The organism is Paraburkholderia sp. CNPSo 3281, assembly GCF_024206515.1.
Classification (GTDB): Bacteria; Pseudomonadota; Gammaproteobacteria; order Burkholderiales; family Burkholderiaceae; genus Paraburkholderia; species Paraburkholderia nodosa.
In genome coordinates this window covers 13030-35961 of sequence record NZ_JAMBPS010000066.1, presented here as the reverse complement: position 1 = coordinate 35961, position 22932 = coordinate 13030, and the positions used below count along the sequence as shown (strand labels likewise).

The following is a 22932-nucleotide window of genomic DNA, read 5'->3' as shown; positions in this document are numbered from 1 at the left end:
CGCGGCGGTGATCTCGGTGGCAACGGTGATTTCGTACCTCACGGGTCCGATCAGCCTGATGGCGCTCAAGCGTGCCGCCACGGACATCGAGCGCCCGCTCTCCGTGCCGTTCATGAAAGTGATCGCGCCGTTCGCATTCGTCTGCGCATCGATGATCCTGTACTGGGCGAAGTGGCCGCTGACCGGCGAAATCATTCTGCTGATGGTCGTCGCGCTGCCGGTGTACTTCTACTTCCAGCGCAAGCAGGGTTTTGACGGCTGGGGCCAGGATCTGAAGGCCGCATGGTGGCTGTGTGCCTATCTGCCGATCATGGCGCTCCTCTCGCTGATCGGCAGCAAGCAGTTCGGCGGCGCCGGTCTGCTGCCCTACGGCTGGGACATGCTGGTCGTCGCGCTGATCGCGCTCGTGTTCTATTACTGGGGTGTGAATTCGGGCTACCGCTCGCCGTACCTCGCGGAACGCCAGGAGCACGACGAAGTCCTCGAAGGCATCGGCGCGCACTAAGTGTCGAACCAGACGCCGCACTAAGCGTCGCGCAGTACAAAAAGCCCGCCTGAAGCGATTCAGGCGGGCTTTTTTGCCTTTTGAGCAAAAGCGGAGCCGGCGTGTCGGCCCGCGGTGGCCTTATTGCACGGCGCTGCCGAACACGTAGTTCGTCATCGCGAGCGCGCGCTGGTAGGTGCCCAGGGACTGCACGCCGAGCGTGTAGTCGTCGTCGGCTGCGCCGAGCGCCGCGAAGACGGGCAGCAGGTGCTCGTCGGTCGGGTGCATGAGCGCCGCATGCGGGGCGCGCTGGCGGTAGTCGAGCAACGCGTCGATGTCGCGCGCGGCGAGGTGATTCTCGAACCATTGCGTGAACTCGGCCACGCGCGGATCGGCGTCTTCCGGCCGCGCCGAGAAGTCCGCCTCGCGCAGGTTATGCGTGATCTGGCCTGAGCCGATCACCATCACGCCGTCGTCGCGCAGCGAGCGCAGCGCACGGCCAAGCGCGAAGTGATGGGCAGCGTCGGCGCGCGGCTGGATCGAAAGCTGGGCGACGGGCACGTTCGCATCGGGGAACATCAGCAGCATGGGCACCCACGCGCCATGGTCGAGGCCGTGCGCTTCCTCATCGACGGGAACGCCTTGCTCGCGCAGCAGCGCCGCTGCGCGCTGCGCCATCTCGGGCGCGCCCGGCGCGGGGTACTGGATCTCGTAGAGCGCGCGCGGAAAGCCGTAGAAGTCGTGGATTGTCTCAGGCTGCGTGGCGGTGCTCACCACGGGGCGCATCGTGCCCCAATGCGCGGAGAGCATGAGCACCGACTGCGGACGCGGCAAATGCTCCGAGAGCACGGTGAAGCCGCCAGAAGGCAGCGACGGGTCGATCGGCAGCGTAGGAGCGCCGTGCGAGAGGAAAAGAGTAGGCGTGCGGATGGTCATGATCGTGGGCTGACCGCGCCAAGGCGGTCCGAAAGTATCGTATTGCGATCAATATAAGACCCTACCGTCGCGAATTAAACGGGGCAAAAGGGAATTGATTGTGTCGCCACTATTGATAATCGGTGCGGCAGGCAATAGCGCGCTCGGCGCTTATTCGTCGGTGCCGCGCAGCCCCGGCCAGGCGGGCGAGAGCGCGGGCCCGAGCGCGAACAGGTCGAGCACGCGCGCAACCGTGTGATCGACCATCTCGTCGATCGAAGCCGGCTGGTTGTAGAAGGCCGGCAACGGCGGGAAGATCACGCCGCCCATTTCGGTCACGGCCGTCATGTTGCGCAGATGCGCGAGGTTGAACGGCGTTTCACGCACGAGCAGCACGAGACGGCGGCGCTCCTTGAGCGTGACGTCGGCGGCGCGCGCGATCAGGTTGTCGGAGAGACCGTGGGCGACGCTCGCGAGCGTCTTCATCGAGCAGGGCGCGACGATCATGCCGTCGGTTGCGAACGAGCCCGAAGCGATGGTCGCGCCGACGTCGCGCACGGAATGCACGACGTCAGCGCGTGCGTGCAGATCGTCCTTGCTGAGTTGCAGTTCGTGCTGGATGTTGAGCCAGCCCGCCGCCGAAACGAGCAGATGCGTTTCGACGCCGCCGAGCCGCCGCAGCATGTCGAGCATGCGTACGCCGTAGATCGCGCCCGTGGCCCCCGTGATCGCGACGATCAGCCGGCGTTGCGGCAGTTGTGCGATAGCGGACGAGGCAGGGAAGGCGGTATTCACGTCAGGCGGGAATCGGAGCGAAGGCGAGGTCGAGGTCGAGGCGAAAACGACGCATGCAGCGCCTCGTGAAAAAGCGCCGGCGTGGCGTAGCGCACTCGGGACGGAACAGGCGCAACGTCGTGCGCCCGATGCCGCCCCGTGGCTGGGGATTACGCCGCGGCGAAAAGCTGCTGCAGCTCGCCGTTCTGGTACATCTCCATCATGATGTCCGAGCCGCCGACGAACTCGCCCTTCACGTAGAGCTGCGGGATGGTCGGCCAGTTCGAGAATTCCTTGATGCCCTGGCGGACCGCGTCGTCTTCGAGCACGTTGACGGTCTTGAACTGATCGACGCCGCAGGCTTTCAGGATCTGCACCGCGCGACCGGAGAAGCCGCACATCGGGAACTGCGCGTTGCCCTTCATGAAGAGGACGACGGCGTTTTCGTCGACGATCTGCTTGATGCGTTGTTGGGTGTCCATGACTGACCTTGCGATTGAATTGATGCTGAATACGTTGGAATGCAGGATGAAATGATAGCGGATTTCGCCCGTGCGAGCCCGACGTTACCGGGAGCTTTCCTGGCCGGCCGGCAGGGGTAGACGGCCTCCGCTGATGCGTTCGATGCCGGCCAGATCGCGCTCGGAGCGCACGTCCTTGAAACCGGCGTGTTCCAGCAACGCCCGGACGGTGGCCGCCTGGTCGTAGCCGTGCTCCATCCAGAGCACGCCGCCCGGCGCGAGCCGGGCAAGTGCGCCCGCGACGATCGCGCGCAGGGCGGTGAGGCCGTCGGCTTCGTCGGTGAGCGCGCCGCGCGGCTCGAAGCGCAGGTCGCCTTGTTCGAGATGCGGATCGCCGCTCGCGATATACGGTGGATTGCTCACGATCGCCTCGAATCGCAACGCCGCATCGAGCGTGTCGTACCAGCTGCCCGCCACGAACGCGAGCGGGCCGCCGGGACGTTGGGCGTCGAGCAGCTTTGCGGCGTTGCGCGCGGCCACCTCGAGCGCGGCCGCCGAGCGATCGACGGCCCAGACGCGCGCATCGGGGCGTGCCGAGGCGAGCGCCACGGCAATCGCGCCGCTGCCGGTGCCGAGGTCGAGCACGCGCGGCTGTGCGACGCCTTCGAGCGCCGCGAGCGCCGTTTCCACCAGCAATTCGGTATCGGGGCGCGGAATCAGCACGTCGGGCGTCACGTCGAAGTCGAGGCCGTAGAACTCGCGCGCGCCCACCAACTGCGCGATCGGCTCGCCACGCACGCGGCGCGCTTCGAGCACGCGGTAGGCGTCCACGCGGGCCGCGTCGAGCGCCCGATCGCCGCGCGTGATGAGTTCGGTGCGGCGCCAGCCGAGTACGTGCATCAGCAGAATGCGCGCTTCTAGCGCAGGCAGCGGCGTGGCGCGCAGCAGCGCCTCGGCGGTAACGGCTTCGCTCATGTCAAATGCGCGCTCAATCCGCGTCGCCGAGCGAGGCGAGCTGCTCGGCCTGATGCTCGGAGACGAGTGCGCCGATTAGTTCACCAAGGTCGCCGTCCATGATCGCCTCGAGGCGATAGAGCGTGAGATTGATGCGGTGATCGGTGAGTCGCCCCTGCGGGAAGTTGTAGGTGCGGATGCGCTCCGAGCGGTCGCCCGAGCCCACGAGGCTCTTGCGCGTAGCCGCTTCCTTGGCGTGCTGCTCCTGGTACTGCTTGTCCTTGATGCGCGCGGCGAGCACCTTCAGCGCGCGATCCTTATTCTTGTGCTGCGAGCGGTCGTCCTGGCACTCCACCACGATGCCGGTTGGAAGGTGCGTCACACGCACGGCCGAATCGGTCTTGTTGATGTGCTGGCCGCCCGCGCCCGAGGCACGGAACGTGTCGATGCGCAGGTCGGCGGGATTGATCTCCACTTCGCCGATTTCGTCGGCTTCCGGCATCACCGCGACCGTACAGGCCGACGTGTGGATGCGGCCCTGCGTTTCGGTGGCGGGCACGCGCTGCACGCGATGGCCGCCCGACTCGAACTTGAGCTTCGAGTACGCCGCCTCGCCCGCAATGCGCACGATCACTTCCTTGTAGCCGCCCAGATCCGACTCGCTCGCCGACATCATTTCGATCTGCCAGCGGTTGCGTTCCGCGTAGCGCAGGTACATGCGCAGCAGGTCGCCCGCGAACAGCGCCGATTCGTCGCCGCCCGTGCCCGCGCGGATTTCGAGGAACACGTTGCGGTCGTCGTTGGGGTCCTTCGGCAGCAGCATCATCTGCAATTCGTGCTGGAGCTGCGCCATGCGCTCGCGCGCGGCTTTCACCTCGTCTTCGGCGAAGTCGCGCATCGAGGCGTCGGAGAGCAGGTCTTTCGCCGCGGCCTCGTCGTCTTTGGCCTGGCGCCACTGCCCGTAGTGCTCGACCACGGGACCCAGCTCCGCGTGCTCGCGCGTGAGCTTGCGGTACTGGTCGCGGTTCGAGGTCACGTCGGGACGGCTCAACAGGTCGTTGAGCTCGGCCAGGCGCGTAGTCAGCTGGTCGAGCTTCGATTGCATGCTCGTTTTCATCGGGCGGTGCGGAGCGGGCTCCGGATAGGACTGCGAGAGAGAAGAGGCGGGCGGGCGGCCCTGTCGTGCAGGGCACGCATGGCGCGCGCCCGACCGCGAGCGTCGCTAACGGTCCGAACTGCCGGACGAGTCGGAAGAGCCGGCAGAACGCGGCGAGGCGGTGACGTCCGCCGCGGACTGCGCGTCGTCGTCAGCTCTCGCCGGCTGGCCGTGGCGGTAAAAGCCGCCCATCAGCTCGATGAGCGAATCGCGCTGATCGCCGCTCGACGTGTTGAGCGCATGGGTCGGACCGTGGATCAGCTTGTTGGTGAGCGACTGCGACAGCGCTTCGAGCACGGCCGATGGGTCGTCACCGCGCGCGAGCATCTTGCGGGCGCGTTCGAGTTCGGCGCGACGCAGCGTGTCGGCCTGGGTGTGCATATGGCGGATGACCGGCACGATGCTGCGCGAGTCGAGCCATTGCATGAAGTTCGCCACGCGCGACTCGATGATCGTCTCGGCCTGTGCGACGGCGGCCTGGCGCGAGGCATTGCCTTCGCGCACGATCGTGCCGAGATCGTCGACGGTATAGAGGAACACGTCTTCGAGCTGGGCGACTTCGGGCTCGATGTCGCGGGGCACCGCGAGGTCGACCATGAAAATGGGGCGGTGGCGGCGTGCCTTCACCGCGCGCTCCACAGCGCCGAGTCCGATGATGGGCAGCGTGGACGCCGTGCATGAGACGATGATGTCGAACTCGTGCATGCGCGCGGGCAGATCGGAGAGCGGAATGGAGCGGCCGCCGAAGCGTTCCGCAACATAGCGCCCGCGCTCGGCGGTGCGGTTGGCGACCACGAGTTCGCGCGGCTGCTGCGCGGCGAAGTGCGCGGCGCACAGTTCGATCATCTCGCCCGCGCCGATGAAGAGCACGCGCTGGTTGGCGATCTTGTCGAAGATGCGCTGCGCGAGGCGCACGGCGGCGGCGGCCATCGAAACCGACTGCGCGCCGATTTCGGTCGTGCTGCGCACTTCCTTCGCCACGGCGAAGGTGCGCTGGAACAACTGGTTCAAATAGGTGCCGAGTGCGCCGGCCTCGGTCGCGGTGCGCACCGCCGTCTTCATCTGGCCGACGATCTGCGTCTCGCCCAGCACCATCGAATCGAGCCCCGAAGCCACCCGGAACGCATGACGCACCGCTTCGGACTGCGGCAGCGTATAGACGTGCGGCGCAAGTTCCTCTTCGCGGATGCCGTGGTAGTGCGAGAGCCAGCTCACGGCGGCGTCGCGCGAGCTTTGCGCGTCGGTCGCGCAGTAAAGCTCGGTGCGGTTGCAGGTGGAGAGAATGGCGGCTTCTGGCGCGCTCAGCGAACGCTTGCCGGACCACGCTTCCTTGAACAGGGCGAGCGCGGGCTTGATCTGTTCGAGCGGAAACGCCACGCGTTCGCGCAAGGCGACGGGCGCGGTGTGGTGATTGATTCCGATCGTTAGAAGCTGCATACCATGGGGGCGAGATTTAGGCGGATATTATAACTTTTCCTCGCTTCCGACATTCGCGCCGACAGAGTCCGACACTCCGGTAGGTGATAGGGGGAGCCTTTCGAGCTGGTAGCCATAACCGTACAAAGTGGTCAAACGCCAGCCGTGCTCGGGCCCGAGCTGCAATTTGCTGCGCAGGCGGGAGGCGTGCGTGTCGAGCGTGCGCGACCGAACGTCGCGGTTCAGATTCCACACGGTTTCGAGAATGCGTGCCCGCGAAACGGGGCGCGATGCATTGGTGAAGAGCAACAGCGCGAAACGGTATTCCTTGGGTGTGAGCGTGACGGTGTGACCCCGAAACGACACCTCGTAGCGCGCGGAATCGAAGAGGTAGTCCCCAAAGCCATGGCGGGCACGGTTGCGCGGCCGGCGCACGCCGGCGCGGCGCAGGAGCGCGTCGATGCGCGCGAGCATTTCGGGGCCGCGCACGGGCTTGGCGATGCAGTCGTCCGCGCCGGCCTGCAGGCTTGCGACGATTTCGCTTTCATGGGGCGCGAGCATCAGCGCGATCGCGGGCAGACCCGGCAGCAGCTTGCGCGCCTGGGGAATGAGGTCGTCGGCGCCGGCGTCGCCGCACCACCATGCTGCGATCAGCAGGTCGAAGGTTTCCTTTTCGAGGGTTTCGAAGAGTTGTGCGCCAAGCGGGAAATGGTGGCATGCATGCCCGCCCGCAATGAGCAGGCGGACGAGGGTTTCGGCCTGACGGGTGTCCGGTTCGACAAGGGCGATTCGCATACGAGAGAGTGCGGCTGGGGCGGCCCGGACGCGCTTGCCTTGCGCAATCCCGCCCCCTACACTCAACCGCTACGCGGGAAGCGCCGAGCCGACCGTTTTCCAGTATTAATAGAGATTAATCAGGCTACCAATGCTAGCTCTCGTGCTTCGGCGGTCCTATCGGACTTATCCGAAAACCTATAGGACAAGTCCTTAATGGGCTGGCCCGGTATCGTCATTCTGGGTCTGGCGGTGGGCTGCGCGGGATGGTGGCTCCATCCCTTGCGCCGCGCCGCACGTCACGGACTCGCTCTGGCGGTCGTGGCCGGCGTGCTCGGCGCGGCGCTCGCGAACGCGGCGGGCAGTGCGACCGGCCTCTTCTACGATGGCGAGTTGCTCCAGTGGCCGCTTTGCACGGCGCTCGCGCTCGTTTTCGTGGGCGTGTGCGTGGCGCTGCGCGCGCGGCGCAGCTAGTCGTGCGCAGCCGGGCCTCCCAGGCGCCGCCTTTGGCCGAACCCCGATCTTCTGCTTCAAATTCTTCGCAGGTGAAAACATGAACGCCCGACTCCCCGAAACCTCCTCGATTCCCGAACGCATTGCCGCCCTGCGCGCCGCGCTGACGCGCGCCGGCGTGGATGCCGCCCTCGTGCCCTCCGCCGATCCGCATCTGTCCGAATACCTGCCGCGCCGCTGGCAGGGGCGCGAGTGGCTCTCGGGCTTCACCGGCTCGGTGGGGACGCTCGTGGTGACGAAGGACTTCGCGGGCGTGTGGGTGGACAGCCGCTACTGGGTGCAGGCCGAGCAGCAACTGGCCGGCACCGGCATCCAGCTCATGAAGATGATGGGCGGCCAGCAGAGCGCGCCGCACATCGACTGGCTCGCACAGAACGTGAGTGCGGGCGGCGCGGTGGCCGTGGATGGCGCGGTGCTCGGCGTCGCGTCGGCGCGCGCGCTGGCCGAGGCGCTCAAGGCGCGCGATGTCGCGCTGCGCACGGACCTCGATCTGCTCGACGACGTCTGGCAAGGCCGCCCGTCGCTGCCGCTCGAGCCCGTGTACGAGCACGTCGCGCCGCACGCCGACACGAGCCGCGCCGGCAAGCTCGATCAGGTGCGCCGCACGATGCAGGAGAAGGGCGCGCAGTGGCACTTCATCTCCACGCTCGACGACCTTGCCTGGCTCTTCAACCTGCGCGGCGCGGACGTGAACTACAACCCGGTATTCGTCGCGCACGCGCTGATCGGGCCGGACGACGCGACGCTCTTCGTCGCCGACGGCAAGGTGAGCGAGGCGCTCGTACAGTCGCTCGCGAAAGACAAGGTGCGCGTTGCGCCGTATGCCGAGGCCGCTGCCGCGCTCGCGGCGCTGCCCGCGAAGGCCGCGTTGCTCGTCGATCCGCGCCGCGTGACGTATGGCTTGCTGCAGGCGGTGTCGTCGGCGGTGAAGCTCGTGGAGTCGGTCAATCCGAGCACGTTCTTCAAGTCGCGCAAAACAGCGGCCGAAGCCGACCATGTGCGCGCGACCATGGAGCACGACGGTGCGGCGCTTGCCGAGTTCTTCGCATGGTTCGAGGCGGCGCTTGGCCGCGAGACCGTCACCGAGCTGACCATCGACGAAAAGCTTTCCGCCGCGCGTGCGCGCCGCGCAGGCTTCAAGTCGCTCTCGTTCGCGACCATCGCGGGCTTCAACGCGAACGGCGCGATGCCGCACTACCGCGCCACGCCGGAGTCGCACAGCGTGATCGAAGGCAATGGCCTGCTGCTCATCGACTCGGGCGGCCAGTACCTCGACGGCACGACCGACATCACGCGCGTCGTGCCCGTGGGCACGCCGGGTGCGGAGCAAAAGCGCGATTTCACGCTCGTGCTCAAGGGCATGATGGCGCTCTCGCGCGCGAAGTTCCCGCGCGGCATCCGCTCGCCGATGCTCGACGCCATTGCGCGCGCGCCGATCTGGGAAGCGGGCGCGGACTACGGTCACGGCACGGGCCACGGCGTGGGCTACTTCCTGAACGTGCACGAAGGTCCGCAGGTTATTTCGCATTACGCGCCGGCCGAGCCCTGGACCGCGATGGAAGAGGGCATGATCACCTCGGTCGAGCCGGGCATCTACCGGCCGGGCAAGTGGGGCGTGCGTATCGAGAATCTCGTGCTCAACCAGCGCGCCGAAACCACCGAATTCGGCGAGTTCCTCAGCTTCGAGACGCTCACGCTCTGCCCGATCGACACGCGTTGCATCGATCTCGCGCTCCTGCGTGCGGACGAGCGCGAGTGGCTCAATGCGTACCACCAGACGGTGCGCGTGCGCGTGGCGCCGCACGTGAGCGGCGATGCGCTCGCGTGGCTCGAAAAGCGCACGCAGCCGATCTGATTTCCCTGGTATCCCGATAGCGATTAAGCGGAGCGAGAGGCGCATGACGATCAAGGCAGTGGTGTTCGATTTCGGTGGGGTGCTCGTGGACTGGAGTCCCGAGTATCTCTATCGCAAGCTGATTCCCGACGACCACGAGCGCCGCTGGTTTCTCACGCACGTCTGCAAGATGGACTGGGTGATCCGCCAGGACGGCGGCGAGCCCATTGCCGTGGGTACCGAGGAGCTGGTCGCGGCGTTTCCCGAGCACGAAGCGCTCATCCGCGCGTTCTACGAGCGCTGGCACGAGATGGTCGGCGGCTTGCTCGCCGGGGGCGTCGCGACATTTGAGCGCCTGGAGGCGGCGGGCATGCCGATCTTCGGTCTCACGAACTGGTCGGCCGAGACGTTTCCGTGGGCGTGGGAGCGTTTCGGCATCCTGCGCCGCTGCCGCGATATCGTCGTGTCGGGCCACGTGAAGCTCGTGAAGCCCGATCCGGCGATCTTCCACGAGATGTTCCGCCGCATCGAGGCACAGTTGCCGGGCGTGAAGCCCGAGGAACTCGTTTTCATCGACGACAACGCGCACAACGCCGAAGCGGCCACGGCGCTCGGCTGGCATGGCGTGCACCACACGAGCAACGCCACCACCGACGCTAAGCTGCGCGAACTCGGCCTGCCGGTCTAACCAGGCTCAAGCCGGCGTCCCGCGCGCTATTTCGAGGCGGGTGCCGGCGCCACCGGCTGCAGCAGACTGCGCAGCGCGTCGGCGATACCCTTCGCGGTTTGCCCGGCGCCCTTCGCCACCCCTTCCGCGCTCACCCCGAGCGCCTGCGCAAACCCTGCGCGCAACTCCGTCATCAGGTTTTCGTTGAGCTTGAACTTCGGGTCGCGCAGGTTGCCGTCGAGCACGAAATGCAGCGTGATCTCACCCTTGTGCGCCTTCAATGCGGCCACGGCGGCGCGCGTCGGGATCGACAGGAACGTGTCCACCGCGTCGCCGCTTTCCGAGAGTCGCAGGTTGTGCAGTGTGACCGTGCCCGGCGCATGCAGGTGATAGCCGCGCACGGTCGAGGTGAGATCGAGGTCGAGCGTGCCGCCCGTCACATTGGCTTTCGCGCCGGCTTTTTTGAGCAGATAGGGATCGATCGTGCGCACATCCACGCCACGCAGCGTCGTGTGGAGTTGCGAGTCCTTACTCGCGATTTGCATCCAGCCGTCGAACGTGACGCGTCCTGTGTGCTCCGGGCCGACCACGTTGCCCACGACCGAAACGCGCGTCGGCTCCATGAGCGCCGGCAGATGGACGTTGTCGACGCTCGCCTGCGCGCGGTTCACCGTGACGCGCCACGGCGGATTGCTAATCGCCCGGTCGTAGAAGTCGAATGTGCCGTTTTCGAAGCCGATATGGTCGATGACCTTTTCCTGCGGCAGGCCGCTTCCTCCCTGCGCGCCGCTCGTGGGCGTGGCGCTTTGCGTCATCTCTTCGCGCAGATTCGGCAGGAGCAGGATCGAGCCGCTTTCCCGGCGCAGCACCGTCATCGTGAAATCGCTCACGGTGACGTCGCGAATATGCACGCGGTGCGAGAGTAGCGCGCGCAAGTCGGGCGTGATCGTAATGCGCGCGGCGCGCAACGTGTCGGCAGTGGGCCAGTTGGGCGGCGGCTTCAGGCGCACGTCGGTGAGTTCGACGGATGAGAGATTGAACGCCACGTTGACGCTCGCGGCCGTGCCGACGGGCGCGAGCGCGCGCTCTACGTACGCCTTCGCCTCGCGCTGCAGCGCGTAGAGCGTGCCGAGCGCCGCGAGCACGAGCAGCGCGACGACGATCGCCACGATGAGGACAACACGGTTGCGCAACGGCATCGCCATACGGAATTCCTCGCGGAGCTGGGCTTAAGTAAGGCCCTAAGTGACCCTAAGCGTAGCGGCATTCGAGCAACCGTCATGCCGCGCGTGCTCCCAGAACGACAACGGCGGCCCGCGGGCCGCCGTTGTTTGCTATCGATCCCGCCTGCTTAGCGGCTGATCGGCTTGTAGCGCAGACGCTTCGGGCGTGCGGCTTCTTCACCAAGACGCTTGATCTTGTCGGCCTCGTACTCCTGGTAGTTGCCGTCGAAGAACGTGACCTGCGAGTCGCCCTCGAACGCGAGGATGTGCGTGGCGATACGGTCGAGGAACCAGCGATCGTGCGAAATCACCATCACCGAGCCCGCGAATTCGAGCAGGGCGTCTTCGAGCGCGCGCAGCGTTTCGACGTCCAGATCGTTCGACGGTTCGTCGAGCAGCAGGACGTTGCCGCCCGAAATCAGCGTTTTGGCCAGATGCAGACGGCCACGCTCACCACCCGAGAGATTGCCGACGATCTTCTGCTGATCGCCGCCCTTGAAGTTGAAGCGGCCGATGTACGCGCGCGAAGGCGTTTCGTACTTGCCCACGGTCAGCACGTCCGCGCCGCCCGAGATCTCTTCGAACACGGTCTTGTCGGCGACGAGCGCGTCGCGGCTCTGGTCCACGTAGGCGAGCTTGACGGTCGGGCCTTGCACGATTTCGCCCGAATCCGGCTGCTCCTTGCCCGTGAGCATGCGGAAGAGGGTCGACTTGCCGGCGCCGTTCGGCCCGATGATGCCGACGATCGCGCCCGCGGGAATCTTGAAGCTCAGGTCGTCGATGAGTAGACGGTCGCCATAAGACTTGCTGACGTTCTTGAACTCGATGACCTCGTTGCCCAGACGTTCGCCCGCCGGAATGAAGATTTCCTGCGTTTCGTTGCGCTTCTGGTATTCGAGGCTCGACAGTTCCTCGAAACGCGCGATACGCGCCTTCGACTTCGCCTGACGGCCCTTCGGGTTCTGGCGTACCCACTCCAGTTCCTTCTTGATCGCCTTCTGGCGAGCGGATTCCGACGATTCTTCCTGCTTCAGGCGCTCTTCCTTCTGGTCGAGCCAGCTGGAGTAGTTGCCCTTCCAGGGGATACCGTGGCCGCGGTCGAGTTCGAGAATCCATTCGGCGGCGTTGTCGAGGAAGTAGCGGTCGTGGGTCACGGCGACCACGGTGCCCGGGAAGCGCGTGAGGAACTGCTCGAGCCACTCGACCGATTCCGCGTCGAGGTGGTTGGTCGGCTCGTCGAGCAGCAGCATGTCGGGCTTTTCGAGCAGCAGCTTGCACAGCGCGACGCGGCGCTTTTCACCGCCCGAGAGGTTGCCGATCTTCGCGTCCCATGCCGGCAGGCGCAGTGCGTCGGCGGCGATTTCGATCTGCTGTTCCGCGCTGCCGTCGGTCGTCGCGAGGATCGCTTCGTACTTCGCCTGCTCGGCGGCCAGCGCGTCGAAATCGGCGTCCGGTTCGGCGTAGGCCGCGTAGATCTCGTCGAGCTTCTTCTGCGCGTTGAACACGTCGCCCAGACCTTCCTCGACCGCTTCGCGCACGGTCTTTTCCGGATCGAGCTGCGGCTCCTGCGGCAGGTAGCCGATGTTCAGATTCGGCATCGGCGTAGCTTCGCCTTCGATGTCCTTGTCGACGCCGGCCATGATCTTGATGAGCGTGGACTTGCCCGAGCCGTTCAGGCCGAGCAGGCCGATCTTGGCGCCGGGGAAGAACGACAGCGAGATGTCCTTCAGGATCTGGCGCTTGGGCGGCACGATCTTGCCGACCCGGTTCATGGTGAAGACGTATTGGGCCATAAGAGTGTCTTTGGAAACGGGAAGAAAAAGGTGTCGCTTACACGTTGAACAGGAAGTTCATCACGTCGCCGTCGTGCACGACGTATTCCTTGCCTTCGGCGCGCATCTTGCCGGCTTCCTTCGCGCCGGTTTCGCCCTTGTACTGGATGTAGTCGTCGAACGCGATGGTCTGCGCGCGGATGAAGCCGCGCTCGAAGTCGGTGTGGATCGCGCCCGCGGCTTGCGGGGCCGTATCGCCGACATGGATCGTCCACGCGCGCACTTCCTTCACGCCCGCCGTGAAGTACGTCTGCAGGCCGAGCAGCCTGAAGCCCGCGCGGATCACGCGGTCGAGGCCCGGCTCGTTCATGCCCATGTCGGCGAGGAACGCGATCTTGTCTTCATCGTCGAGATCGGCGATTTCCGCTTCGATCGCCGCGCACACGGCCACGACCGGCGAGCCCTCGGCTTCGGCGTGCTTGCGCACGGCGTCCAGGTAGGGGTTGTTCTCGAAGCCGTCGTCCTTCACGTTCGCGACGTACATCGTCTTCTTCGCGGTGATCAGGCAGAAGGGCTTGAGGAGCGCCTGTTCGTCCTCGTTCAGGTCGAGTGCGCGCACGGGCAAGGCCTGGTCGAGCTGCGCACGCACTTTTTCGAGCACGGCGACGAGCTTCGCGGCTTCCTTGTCGTTGCCCGACCTGGCGGCCTTCGAATAGCGCGTGAGCGACTTTTCGACGGTGGCGAGGTCGGCGAGCGCGAGTTCGGTGTTGATGACTTCGATGTCGGAGAGCGGATCGACCTTGCCCGCCACGTGGATCACGTTTTCGTCTTCGAAGCAGCGCACGACGTGCGTAATCGCATCCGTTTCGCGGATGTTCGCGAGGAACTGGTTGCCGAGGCCTTCACCCTTGCTCGCGCCCGCGACCAGACCCGCGATGTCGACGAACTCGACCACGGCCGGCACGACGCGCTCGGGCTTGACGATTTCGGCAAGCGCCTTCAGGCGCTGATCCGGCACTTCGACCACGCCGACGTTGGGCTCGATCGTGCAGAACGGATAGTTTTCGGCCGCGATGCCCGCCTTGGTCAGCGCGTTGAAGAGGGTGGACTTGCCGACGTTAGGCAAGCCGACGATGCCGCATTGGAGGCTCATGTAAATCTCTGCATGTCAGGGTGGTGACGTGCGGCTCGCCGCGCGCGAAGCGCCCGGGGCCGGGCGTCTCGCGAAAGCGGAAGCGGCGGGCGGGGCGGCGCAGGTGGCACGTCGGGGGATGTGACGGGGAGTCACGAAAACCGTAATTGTAACCTCGTCCGGGTAAGGGTTAGCCGCGGGCGTCGCCGCGCCTCCGGGCCGCCTTCCTGCAACGCCTTGCTGCGCCGCAACATCGCGCCCGTCCGGCCCGGTCACACAAGCGCCCGCGGCTATAATGCGCGCATGACTGCAAGCAACCAGACCTTTGATGTCGCCGTGATCGGCGGCGGGCTCGTCGGCAAGTCGGCGGCGCTCGCGCTGACCCAGAGCGGCCTGCGCGTGGCGCTACTCGCGCAGCCATGCGCGCCGCTGCCCGCGGGCGCCGTGTTCGACGCGCGCGTGTACGCCTTTTCGCGCAGTTCGCAGGCGCTGTTCGAGCGGCTGCGGGTCTGGCAGGCCGCCGATGCCGCGCGCCTCACGCCCGTCTACGACATGCGCGTGTTCGGCGACGCCGCGGCGGAGCTGCACTTCTCGGCCTATCAGGCGTCGGTTGCGCAGCTTGCGTGGATTGCCGAGTCGTCGGTCGTCGAGCGCGCGCTCGACGCCGCGCTGCACTTCCAGCCCAATCTCGCGTGGATCGACACGCGTGCACAGACGCTCGACGTGAAATCCGACGCGGCCGTGATCGGCCTCGCCAATGGCCGCACGATCGAAGCCGACCTCGCGATCGGCGCGGACGGCGCGCATTCGTGGGTGCGTGCGCAGATCGGCTCGAAGGTCGAGCGGCGCGATTACCGGCAAACCGGCGTGGTCGCCAATTTCCGGGCGGAAAAGCCGCACGGCGAAACGGCGTATCAGTGGTTTCGCGAGGGCGAGATCGTCGCCTTGCTGCCGCTGCCGGATCGTCACGTGTCGCTCGTCTGGTCGGCGCAGACCGAACATGCCGACGAACTGCTCAAGTTCGAACCGGCGCAGCTTGCCGCCGAAGTCGAGCGCGTCTCGCAAAGCCAGCTGGGCGCGCTCGAATGCGTCACGCCCGCGCGCGGCTTTCCGCTGTCGCTGCAAACCGTCGACCGGCTCGTGGCGCCCCGCGTCGCCCTGGTCGGCGATGCCGCGCATCTGATTCACCCGCTTGCGGGCCAGGGCGTGAACCTCGGCTTGCGCGACGTTGCCGCGCTCGTCGACGTGGTCATGAAGAAAGAGGCGTTCCGTGATCTCGGCGACATCGTGCTGCTGCGCCGCTACGAACGCGGCCGCCGTGAGGACATCCAGAAGCTCGTCGTCGCCACCGACGGTCTACAGCGGCTCTTCTCGTTCCCCGGCACGCTCGCTCGCGCGGTGCGCAATACGGGTATGGCATTCGTGGGCGCGCAGCCGCTGCTCAAGCGCTGGCTGGTGGCCTCGGCGCTCGGCTAATATCCCCGGGCTTTATCGCTCATTTACCGCCCATTTGCCACTCAAGCGGGCATTTCGATTGCTTGAGTCCCGGTGCAGCTTAGAATGGGCGTATTGGCCGCGTCCGCAGCGCATGCCGCGCCGGCCATTCAACGGAACTCTGCGCGCGCCGCCCCTGCGCGTCGCGCCCGAATCAGGAATGCATCCCATGCAAACGCGTATTCGATTTGCCGCGCTCGTGATCGCGGTAGCTACCTCGGCGCTCGGCTGCTCGGCCCAGGCCGACCAGACCACCGACAAGATCAAGTCGGCGCTGCAGACGCGCCTCGGCATCGACGCCAGCGACATCAAGGGCATCACCAAAGCGCCCATGCCCGGTCTTTACGAGATCAACCTCGGCACGCAGATCGTCTACAGCGACGCCAACGGCGACTACGTGCTCAACGGCGAACTCATCGACACCAAGGCGCACCGCAATCTCACCGAGGCGCGCCTGAACGAAATCAACAAGGTCGATTTCGCGAAGCTGCCGCTCGAGAACGCGGTCAAGGTCGTGAAGGGCGACGGCAAGCGCAAGATGGCCGTGTTCTCCGACCCGAACTGCCCGTACTGCCATCAGCTCGAAAACACGCTGAAGTCCGTGGACAACGTGACGGTCTACACGTTCCTGTATCCGGTGCTCTCGCCTGATTCGACGGCGAAGGCCAAGCAGATCTGGTGCTCGTCGGACCGCGCGAAGGCGTGGGAGTCGTGGATGGTGGACCGCAAGGCGCCCACCGCAGCCGGCACGTGCGACACGGCCGCCATCGACAGCAATCTCGCGCTCGGGCAGAAGATGAACGTGACCGGCACGCCCACCGTGATCCTCGCCGACGGCACGCGCCTGCCGGGCGCAGTCAGCGCCGACCGGCTCGAACGCGGACTGAACGGCGCTCACTGACGCCTCTCCCAAATCCGCCGGCCGCTTTCGCGGCCGGTGCTTTTTTTGCCCGGCGCTTTTTGTCCGTTTCTGTCTGCCGGGCATACTGAATTTGCAATCCGCGTCTGCTGACCGAATCTCTCACCGATCCCGCCGATGAAGCCGATCCGATACACCATCGTCCCGAAGAATCCCGCCGCGCATCTGTTCGAGGTGACGCTCACCGTGGAAGACCCCGCGCCGGACGGCCAACGCTTCATGCTGCCCGTCTGGATTCCGGGCAGTTACATGGTGCGCGAGTTCGCGCGCAACATCGTCACGCTGCGCGCTTTCAACGACGCGGGCCGCAAGGTGCGCGTGACAAAGACCGACAAGCATTCGTGGCAGGCCGCGCCCGTGAAGGGCGCGCTCACGCTGCGCTACGAGGTCTACGCGTGGGACCTGTCGGTGCGCGCGGCGCATCTCGACGACACGGTGGGCTTCTTCAACGGCACGAGCGTGTTTCTCGCGGCGCTCGGCCATGAGGAGGCGCAGCACGCGGTCGATATTCAGCGTCCGGATGGGCACGCGTACCGCCACTGGCGCGTGGGCACGGCGCTGACGGAAGCGCGCGGCACCAAGCGTTACGGCTTCGGCGAATATACGGCCACGAACTACGACGAGCTGATCGATCACCCGGTCACGCTCGGCGAGTTCACGCTCGCGAGCTTCAAGGCGCATGGCGTGCCGCACGACATCGTGATCGCGGGCCGCGTGGTCGCGCTCGACACCGAGCGTCTCGCCGCCGACCTGAAGAAGATTTGCGAGGCGCAGATCGCGCTCTTCGAGCCGCGCACGAAGCGCGCGCCGATGGAGCGCTACGTGTTCATGACGCAAGCCGTGAGCGACGGTTACGGTGGCCTCGAGCATCGCGCATCGACGGCGCTCATCTGCAATCGCACCGACCTGCCGGTGAAGGGCAGGCCGGAGACGTCGGACGGCTATCGCACCTATCTCGGCCTGTGCAGCCACGAATACTTCCACACGTGGAACGTGAAGCGCATCAAGCCGGCGGCGTTCGTGCCGTACGACCTCACGCGCGAGGACTATACGTCGCTGCTGTGGCTGTTCGAGGGCTTCACGTCGTACTACGACGATCTCATGCTCGTGCGCAGCGGGCTCATTTCCACAGACGAATACTTCGGCCTGCTCGGCAAGACGATCGCCGGCGTGCTGCGCGGGGCGGGGCGGCTGAAGCAGAGCGTCGCGGAAAGCTCGTTCGACGCGTGGGTGAAGTACTACCGTCAGGACGAGAACGCGTCGAATGCGATCGTCAGCTACTACACCAAGGGCTCGCTCGTGGCGCTGTCGTTCGACCTCGCGATTCGCGCGCAGACGAACGGCCGCAAATCGCTTGACGACGGCATGCGCCTGCTGTGGCAGCGCTATGGGCGCGACTTCTATCGCGGCAAGCCGGTCGGCGTGGGCGAGGACGATGTCGAGGCGCTGATTGCCGAGGCAACGGGCGTGGAGTTGGGCGCGCTCTTTAGCGACGCCGTGCGCGGCACGCGCGACCTGCCGCTCGCAACGCTGTTCGAGCCGTTCGGCGTGACGCTCGAAGGGGAGCCCGAGCGCGGCGCGAAGCCGTCGCTCGGCGCGCGGCTGCGTGGCGGCGCCGAAGCGACGCTTGCCGTGGTCTACGAAGGCGGCGCGGCCCAGAAGGCGGGCCTGTCGGCTGGCGACACGCTCGTTGCGCTCGACGGCCTGCGCGTGACGGGCTCGAATCTCGACGCGCTGCTTTCGCGCTACCAGCCGGGCACGAAGGTCGAAATCCACGCGTTCCGCCGCGACGAGCTTCGCGCGGCGCGTCTGACCCTCGACGCGCCCGAAGTCGCGCGCTACAAGATCGCGGCCTCCGACAAGCGTGCGCCCGAGCGCGGCTTGCGCGAGCGCTGGCTGGCGGCGTAAGCCGCGGGACGGGGCGCGGCGGTACCAAAAACGGCGTGGGGACTGATCCCGTGCCGTCTTTTCGTACCGGCGATTGTTCTATCGCTGCAACGATCCGTCATCGGCGGACTACTTTTTCGGGGCGCAGTAAAAAAACACAATGGCTTCACTCGCGCAACGTTGCGCAACAGAGACCCGAAGGAGCCACCATGACCACGATCCTGCAAATCAATTCCGCCGCCCGCTCGCAAGGCGCCCAGTCGACGCTGCTCGTCAACGAATTGACGGCCAGACTGCAACAATCGAATCCGGGCGCGCAAGTCGTCACGCGTAACCTGCAAGCCGATCCGCTGCCGCACCTCGACGACGCCGTGCTCGGCGCGTTCTTCACGCCGGCCGAGCAGCGCACGCCGGAACAGCAGGCCGTCGCCGCACGCAGCGAAGCGCTGATCGCAGAACTGCAGGCAGCGGACGTCATCGTGATCGGTGCGCCGATGTACAACTTCGGCGTCTCGTCGCAGCTCAAGACGTATTTCGACTGGATCGCGCGTGCCGGCATCACGTTCCGCTACACCGCAAACGGTCCCGAAGGGCTCGTGAACGGCAAGAAGGTGTATGTCGTTTCGGCGCGCGGCGGCAAGTATCAAGGCACCCCGCACGACAGCCAGACGCCGTACCTGAAGTCGTTCCTCGGCTTCCTCGGCATGACCGACGTGAACTTCATCTACGCCGAAGGCCTGAACATGGGCCCGGACGCGGCAAGCGCCGCGCTCGCGGGCGCGCGTGAGGCGATCGCTGCAGCGTAAAGTGCGCGCTTGACGGCTGTTTGACGGCTGTAAAAGCAAAAACGCCACGAGAGCGATCCCGTGGCGTTTTTCATTACGCGTCCCGTCGTGAGGCTCAAGCGGCTCAAGGGGCTCAAGGGGCTCAAGGGGCTCAAGCGAGCACGAGGCCTTCCTCCGGCAAACGCCAGTCGATCGGCTGGCGACCGTGCGCCTGCAGATACTCGTTGGCCTGCGCGAAATGCCCGCAGCCGAGAAAGCCCCGATGCGCGGAAAGCGGCGACGGATGCGGCGCTTCCAGCACGCAATGCGGACCCGAAAGCAGTGCGCGCTTGTTCTGCGCGTGCGCGCCCCACAGCATGAACACGAGGTTCTCGTGGCGCGCGGCGAGTTGCTGGATCAGCGTGTCGGTGCAGCGCTCCCAGCCGCGCTTCGCGTGGCTCGCGGCGCTCGCGCGCTCGACGGTCAGCACCGTGTTCAGCAGCAGCACGCCCTGGCGCGCCCAGGCGTCGAGACAGCCGTGCGCGGGCGCTTGAATGCCGAGGCTCGCCGCGATCTCCTTGAAGATATTGCGCAGCGAAGGCGGCGGGCGCACCGAGGGCGGCACCGAGAACGCCAGGCCATGCGCCTGCGGCGTGCCTCGATCGTCGCCGTGGTACGGGTCCTGGCCGAGGATCACGACTTTCACCTCGTCTGGCGAGGTGAGGCGCAGCGCGCGGAACACGTCGGCGGGGTAGACGGTCTTGCCGGCGGCGCGCTCGTCGTCGACGAAGCGGCACAGCGGCGCGTAGGCGTCGCTCGCGATGAAAGGCGCGAGCAGCTCGCGCCAGGCGGCGGGCAGCGCGTCGAACTGGTCTTCGAGGCGCGTGGTGTCGATGGCGGCCTGCGGCGCGGCGGGTTCGTTGGACATGGCGGGGGCGGGCATAACGGCGTGCGTGCGCTCGGGCGCCGGGAATTCGTCGGCGCCGAACAGCGAGAAGATCGTGATCTGGCGCGGGTCGATTTCGGGCAGCGGCGGCTCGTCGAGCGTGGCTTGCGCTGCGTCGGACAGAAAGTCGTCGAACAGCGAGGCTTGCACCGGCATCGCGACGCGCGGGCGTTTCGTGGAGGTCATGGGCGGCAAGTGTCGCAGCAATTGCGCGGCGATTCAATCCGGCGCGAGCGCGGCTGGGCGGCCTTTTCCGGCATCGGCGCTGATGTTGCAACTAACAGCACCTTTTTCGCGCTTTCCTCGAGGGTTTGGGCGCGTTCGTGCGGCGCGCCGAAGCCGCGCCGCGTCGTTCTCAGCCTTCGCGCAGCTTGTATCCGCGTTGGGCCTTGCTGATGTCGTCCGGCGCGAGGCCGGGTAGCGCCTGCGCGAGTTCCGCCGCGAGCGCGTGCAATGCCGCTTCGTCGCCCGATTTCAGTTCGAGTTCGATTTCGCAAATCGGCTTGTGCCGCGTTTCGCCGTTCACTTCCGCGGTGACTTCGCCCTGATCGATAGCCGCTTCCACCTGCGCGTCGTCGACTTCGAGCGTCCATAGCGTGCGCGTGAAGTCGGTGCGAAAGAGCGGGATCAGGTTCGCGGCGGCATCGGAGAGCGCGGTCGAAACACCGGCTTCGTCGCACTCGTGCAGCAGCTTTTCGATTTCGAGCGCTTCGCCCGTCACCGGCATTTCCCACTCGTGCCGCGCGTGCAGCCCGTTTTGCGCCACACCCACCGTTTTGAACGTCTGCAGCCAGCCTTCGGGCGCGCGACGCAGGCGCAGCGCGCTCTTTGCGCGCGCAAGCGCGAGCGCCGGCGTGTCGAAGTAGATGTTTTCGAGCCGGATGGCGTGACCCGGCTTGCCGGCGCGCGTCTCGAAGAGACGCAGCGCCGCGTCTACCTGGTCGCGCGGCAGCGCGAGCTTGATTTCGCGTTCGATACCCATGGTGCCGCGCGATCAGAAGAACATGCGGGCGAGTTCCGCGCCCGGCTGCTCGGCGCGCATGAACGCCTCGCCGACGAGGAACGTGTGAACGGAAAGCGCGCGCATTTTCTCGACATCGGCACGCGAGAGAATGCCCGACTCGGTCACGACGATGCGGTCTTCAGGCACGTCGTCGAGCATGCCGATGGTCGTATCCAGCGTGGTTTCGAAGGTGCGCAGATTGCGATTGTTGATGCCGATGAGCGGCGTCTTCAGCGTGAGCGCGTGCGTGAGTTCTGCGCGGTCGTGCACTTCGACGAGCACCGCGAGACCGAGCGAATGCGCAAGCGCTTCGAGGTCGCGCATTTCGCCGGGCTGGAGCGCGGCGGCGATCAGCAGGATCGCGTCGGCGCCCATCGCGCGGGCTTCGACGACCTGATACGGATCGACGATGAAGTCCTTGCGCAGCACCGGCAAGTTGCACGCGGCGCGCGCGGCTTCGAGGTACGCGGCGCTGCCCTGGAAGAACTGTACGTCGGTCAGCACGGAGAGGCAGGCCGCGCCGCCCTCGGCGTACGAGCGTGCGATTTCGGCGGGCTGGAAGTTTTCGCGCAGCACGCCCTTCGACGGACTTGCCTTCTTCACTTCGGCGATCACGGCGGCCTGGCCGTTGTCGTGCTTCGCGCGCAATGCGCCGACGAAATCGCGCAGGTCGCGCGTGCGCGCCTGCAGACGCAGTTCTTCGAGCGGGGCGCTCTGCTCGGCGGCGCGCACTTCTTCGCGCTTGACCGCGATGATCTTTTCGAGGATGTCACTCATGATGTTCGGAGGCAAAAAAACGGTGCTGGATCAGCGTTTGAACTGTTGCGTGAAGCGTACCAGTTCGTCGACTTTGGCGCGCGCGCGGCCGCTGGCGAGGGTCTCGCGCGCGAGCGCGATGCCGTCGGCGATCGAGTCCGCGACGTTGGCGCAATAGAGCGCCGTGCCCGCGTTCAGCGCGACGATCTCGCGTGCCGTGCCTGGCTCGTTCGAGAGCGCGCCGAGCAGCATCGTCTTCGACTCGTCGGCGTTTTCGACCTTGAGCGAACGGTTCGAGACCATCTGCATGCCGAAGTCTTCGGGGTGGATCTCGTACTCGCGAATCTGGCCGTCCTTCAGTTCGCCGACGAGCGTGGCCGCGCCGAGCGAGACTTCGTCCATGCCGTCCTTGCCGTACACCACGCACACGTGTTTTGCGCCAAGCCGCTCCATCACGCGCACCTGAATGCCGACGAGGTCCGGATGAAACACGCCCATCAGCTGATTGGGCGCGCCGGCCGGATTCGTGAGCGGCCCGAGGATGTTGAAGATCGTGCGCACGCCCAACTCACGGCGCACGGCGGCGATGTTCTTCATCGCGGGATGGTGGTTGGGCGCGAACATGAAGCCCACCCCCGTTTCGGCAATCGAGGCGGCCACCTGGTCCGGCTGCAGGTCGATGTTCACGCCGAGCGCTTCGAGCACGTCCGCGCTGCCCGACTTGCTGGAGACGCCCCGGTTGCCGTGCTTCGCGACCTTCGCGCCGGCTGCCGCGACCACGAACATCGAGGCCGTGGAGATATTGAAGGTGTGCGAGCCGTCGCCGCCCGTGCCGACGATGTCGATGAAGTTCGAGTTGTCCTTCACCTCGACGTGATTCGCGAACTCGCGCATCACCGTCGCGGCGGCGGTGATCTCGCCGATGGTTTCCTTCTTCACGCGCAGGCCGGTGAGGATGGCCGCCGATTGGACGGGCGAGAGCTCGCCGCGCATGATCAGGCGCATGAGGTGCAGCATCTCGTCGTGAAAAATCTCGCGATGCTCGATCGTGCGCTGGAGCGCTTCCTGCGGGGTGATCATGATGTTCG

General features: G+C 66.2%; 21 protein-coding genes and 1 pseudogene. 8 read left to right on the top strand and 14 right to left on the bottom strand.

Annotation, left to right across the window (positions count from 1 at the left end; genetic code table 11):
* Window positions 1-505 (top strand): annotated as a pseudogene (locus M3I56_RS35545) (amino acid:proton symporter); the annotation flags it as partial.
* Window positions 506-625: 120 nt separating this feature from the next.
* Here the strand turns inward: M3I56_RS35545 and M3I56_RS35540 are convergent.
* The 7 genes from M3I56_RS35540 to M3I56_RS35510 all read right to left on the bottom strand — a co-directional run bounded on the left by M3I56_RS35540 (window position 626) and on the right by M3I56_RS35510 (window position 6955).
* Window positions 626-1420, bottom strand: coding sequence for a class III extradiol ring-cleavage dioxygenase (locus M3I56_RS35540; protein WP_254357962.1), 795 nt, complete (start codon window positions 1418-1420; stop codon window positions 626-628).
* Window positions 1421-1570: 150 nt separating this feature from the next.
* Complete coding sequence (locus tag M3I56_RS35535; RefSeq protein ID WP_266233519.1) at window positions 1571-2194, bottom strand: UbiX family flavin prenyltransferase; 624 nt, start codon at window positions 2192-2194, stop codon at window positions 1571-1573.
* Between the two features lie 149 nt (window positions 2195-2343).
* A complete protein-coding gene (gene grxD / locus M3I56_RS35530; RefSeq protein WP_028208749.1) occupies window positions 2344-2655 on the bottom strand; it encodes a Grx4 family monothiol glutaredoxin in 312 nt (103 codons plus the stop codon).
* An 84-nt stretch (window positions 2656-2739) separates the two neighbouring features.
* On the bottom strand, window positions 2740-3609 hold the full coding sequence (gene prmC / locus M3I56_RS35525; protein ID WP_254357961.1) for a peptide chain release factor N(5)-glutamine methyltransferase: 870 nt from the start codon (window positions 3607-3609) through the stop codon (window positions 2740-2742).
* Between the two features lie 13 nt (window positions 3610-3622).
* Window positions 3623-4705 (bottom strand): peptide chain release factor 1, encoded by a 1083-nt coding sequence (prfA, locus tag M3I56_RS35520; protein ID WP_254357960.1) that lies wholly within the window; start codon window positions 4703-4705, stop codon window positions 3623-3625.
* A 105-nt stretch (window positions 4706-4810) separates the two neighbouring features.
* Window positions 4811-6181: a glutamyl-tRNA reductase gene (gene hemA / locus M3I56_RS35515; RefSeq protein WP_375541849.1), complete on the bottom strand. Its 1371-nt coding sequence runs from the start codon at window positions 6179-6181 to the stop codon at window positions 4811-4813.
* Between the two features lie 27 nt (window positions 6182-6208).
* Entirely contained in the window at window positions 6209-6955 is a 747-nt protein-coding gene (locus M3I56_RS35510; protein ID WP_254357959.1) for a response regulator transcription factor, read from the bottom strand.
* Between the two features lie 195 nt (window positions 6956-7150).
* On the opposite strand from M3I56_RS35510, the gene M3I56_RS35505 reads away from it, so the two are divergent.
* From M3I56_RS35505 to M3I56_RS35495, 3 genes are all read left to right on the top strand, one after another.
* Window positions 7151-7408, top strand: a complete 258-nt coding sequence (locus tag M3I56_RS35505; protein ID WP_254357958.1) for a hypothetical protein — start codon at window positions 7151-7153, stop codon at window positions 7406-7408.
* Between the two features lie 79 nt (window positions 7409-7487).
* On the top strand, window positions 7488-9302 hold the full coding sequence (locus M3I56_RS35500; protein ID WP_254357957.1) for an aminopeptidase P family protein: 1815 nt from the start codon (window positions 7488-7490) through the stop codon (window positions 9300-9302).
* Between the two features lie 43 nt (window positions 9303-9345).
* A complete protein-coding gene (locus M3I56_RS35495) occupies window positions 9346-9969 on the top strand; it encodes an HAD family hydrolase (RefSeq protein WP_254357956.1) in 624 nt (207 codons plus the stop codon).
* Window positions 9970-9995: 26 nt separating this feature from the next.
* Here M3I56_RS35495 and M3I56_RS35490 read toward each other — a convergent pair whose 3' ends face one another.
* The 3 genes from M3I56_RS35490 to ychF all read right to left on the bottom strand — a co-directional run bounded on the left by M3I56_RS35490 (window position 9996) and on the right by ychF (window position 14096).
* Window positions 9996-11153: a DUF748 domain-containing protein gene (locus M3I56_RS35490; protein ID WP_254357955.1), complete on the bottom strand. Its 1158-nt coding sequence runs from the start codon at window positions 11151-11153 to the stop codon at window positions 9996-9998.
* 146 nt (window positions 11154-11299) lie between these two features.
* Window positions 11300-12964, bottom strand: a complete 1665-nt coding sequence (ettA, locus tag M3I56_RS35485; protein ID WP_254357954.1) for an energy-dependent translational throttle protein EttA — start codon at window positions 12962-12964, stop codon at window positions 11300-11302.
* Between the two features lie 37 nt (window positions 12965-13001).
* Window positions 13002-14096 carry a redox-regulated ATPase YchF gene (gene ychF, locus M3I56_RS35480; protein WP_028208758.1) on the bottom strand — a complete coding sequence of 365 codons (1095 nt, stop codon included), beginning with the start codon at window positions 14094-14096 and terminating at the stop codon, window positions 13002-13004.
* 282 nt (window positions 14097-14378) lie between these two features.
* Between ychF and M3I56_RS35475 the strand changes: the two genes are divergently transcribed.
* From M3I56_RS35475 to M3I56_RS35460, 4 genes are all read left to right on the top strand, one after another.
* On the top strand, window positions 14379-15551 hold the full coding sequence (locus M3I56_RS35475; RefSeq protein WP_254357953.1) for a UbiH/UbiF family hydroxylase: 1173 nt from the start codon (window positions 14379-14381) through the stop codon (window positions 15549-15551).
* A gap of 187 nt (window positions 15552-15738) precedes the next feature.
* The gene (locus M3I56_RS35470) at window positions 15739-16470 is read left to right on the top strand and encodes a DsbC family protein (RefSeq protein WP_028208760.1); all 732 of its coding nucleotides are present in this window, start codon (window positions 15739-15741) and stop codon (window positions 16468-16470) included.
* 135 nt (window positions 16471-16605) lie between these two features.
* Window positions 16606-18396 carry a M61 family metallopeptidase gene (locus tag M3I56_RS35465; protein ID WP_254357952.1) on the top strand — a complete coding sequence of 597 codons (1791 nt, stop codon included), beginning with the start codon at window positions 16606-16608 and terminating at the stop codon, window positions 18394-18396.
* Between the two features lie 188 nt (window positions 18397-18584).
* Window positions 18585-19181 (top strand): FMN-dependent NADH-azoreductase, encoded by a 597-nt coding sequence (locus tag M3I56_RS35460; RefSeq protein ID WP_254357951.1) that lies wholly within the window; start codon window positions 18585-18587, stop codon window positions 19179-19181.
* 130 nt (window positions 19182-19311) lie between these two features.
* Here the strand turns inward: M3I56_RS35460 and M3I56_RS35455 are convergent, their stop codons facing one another.
* From M3I56_RS35455 to trpD, 4 genes are all read right to left on the bottom strand, one after another.
* A complete protein-coding gene (locus M3I56_RS35455) occupies window positions 19312-20271 on the bottom strand; it encodes a uracil-DNA glycosylase (protein WP_254357950.1) in 960 nt (319 codons plus the stop codon).
* Window positions 20272-20440: 169 nt separating this feature from the next.
* Complete coding sequence (locus tag M3I56_RS35450; RefSeq protein ID WP_254357949.1) at window positions 20441-21067, bottom strand: CYTH domain-containing protein; 627 nt, start codon at window positions 21065-21067, stop codon at window positions 20441-20443.
* A 12-nt stretch (window positions 21068-21079) separates the two neighbouring features.
* The gene (gene trpC, locus M3I56_RS35445) at window positions 21080-21865 is read right to left on the bottom strand and encodes an indole-3-glycerol phosphate synthase TrpC (RefSeq protein WP_254357948.1); all 786 of its coding nucleotides are present in this window, start codon (window positions 21863-21865) and stop codon (window positions 21080-21082) included.
* 30 nt (window positions 21866-21895) lie between these two features.
* Window positions 21896-22927, bottom strand: a complete 1032-nt coding sequence (trpD, locus tag M3I56_RS35440) for an anthranilate phosphoribosyltransferase (protein ID WP_254357964.1) — start codon at window positions 22925-22927, stop codon at window positions 21896-21898.
* Between the last annotated feature and the right edge of the window lie 5 nt (window positions 22928-22932).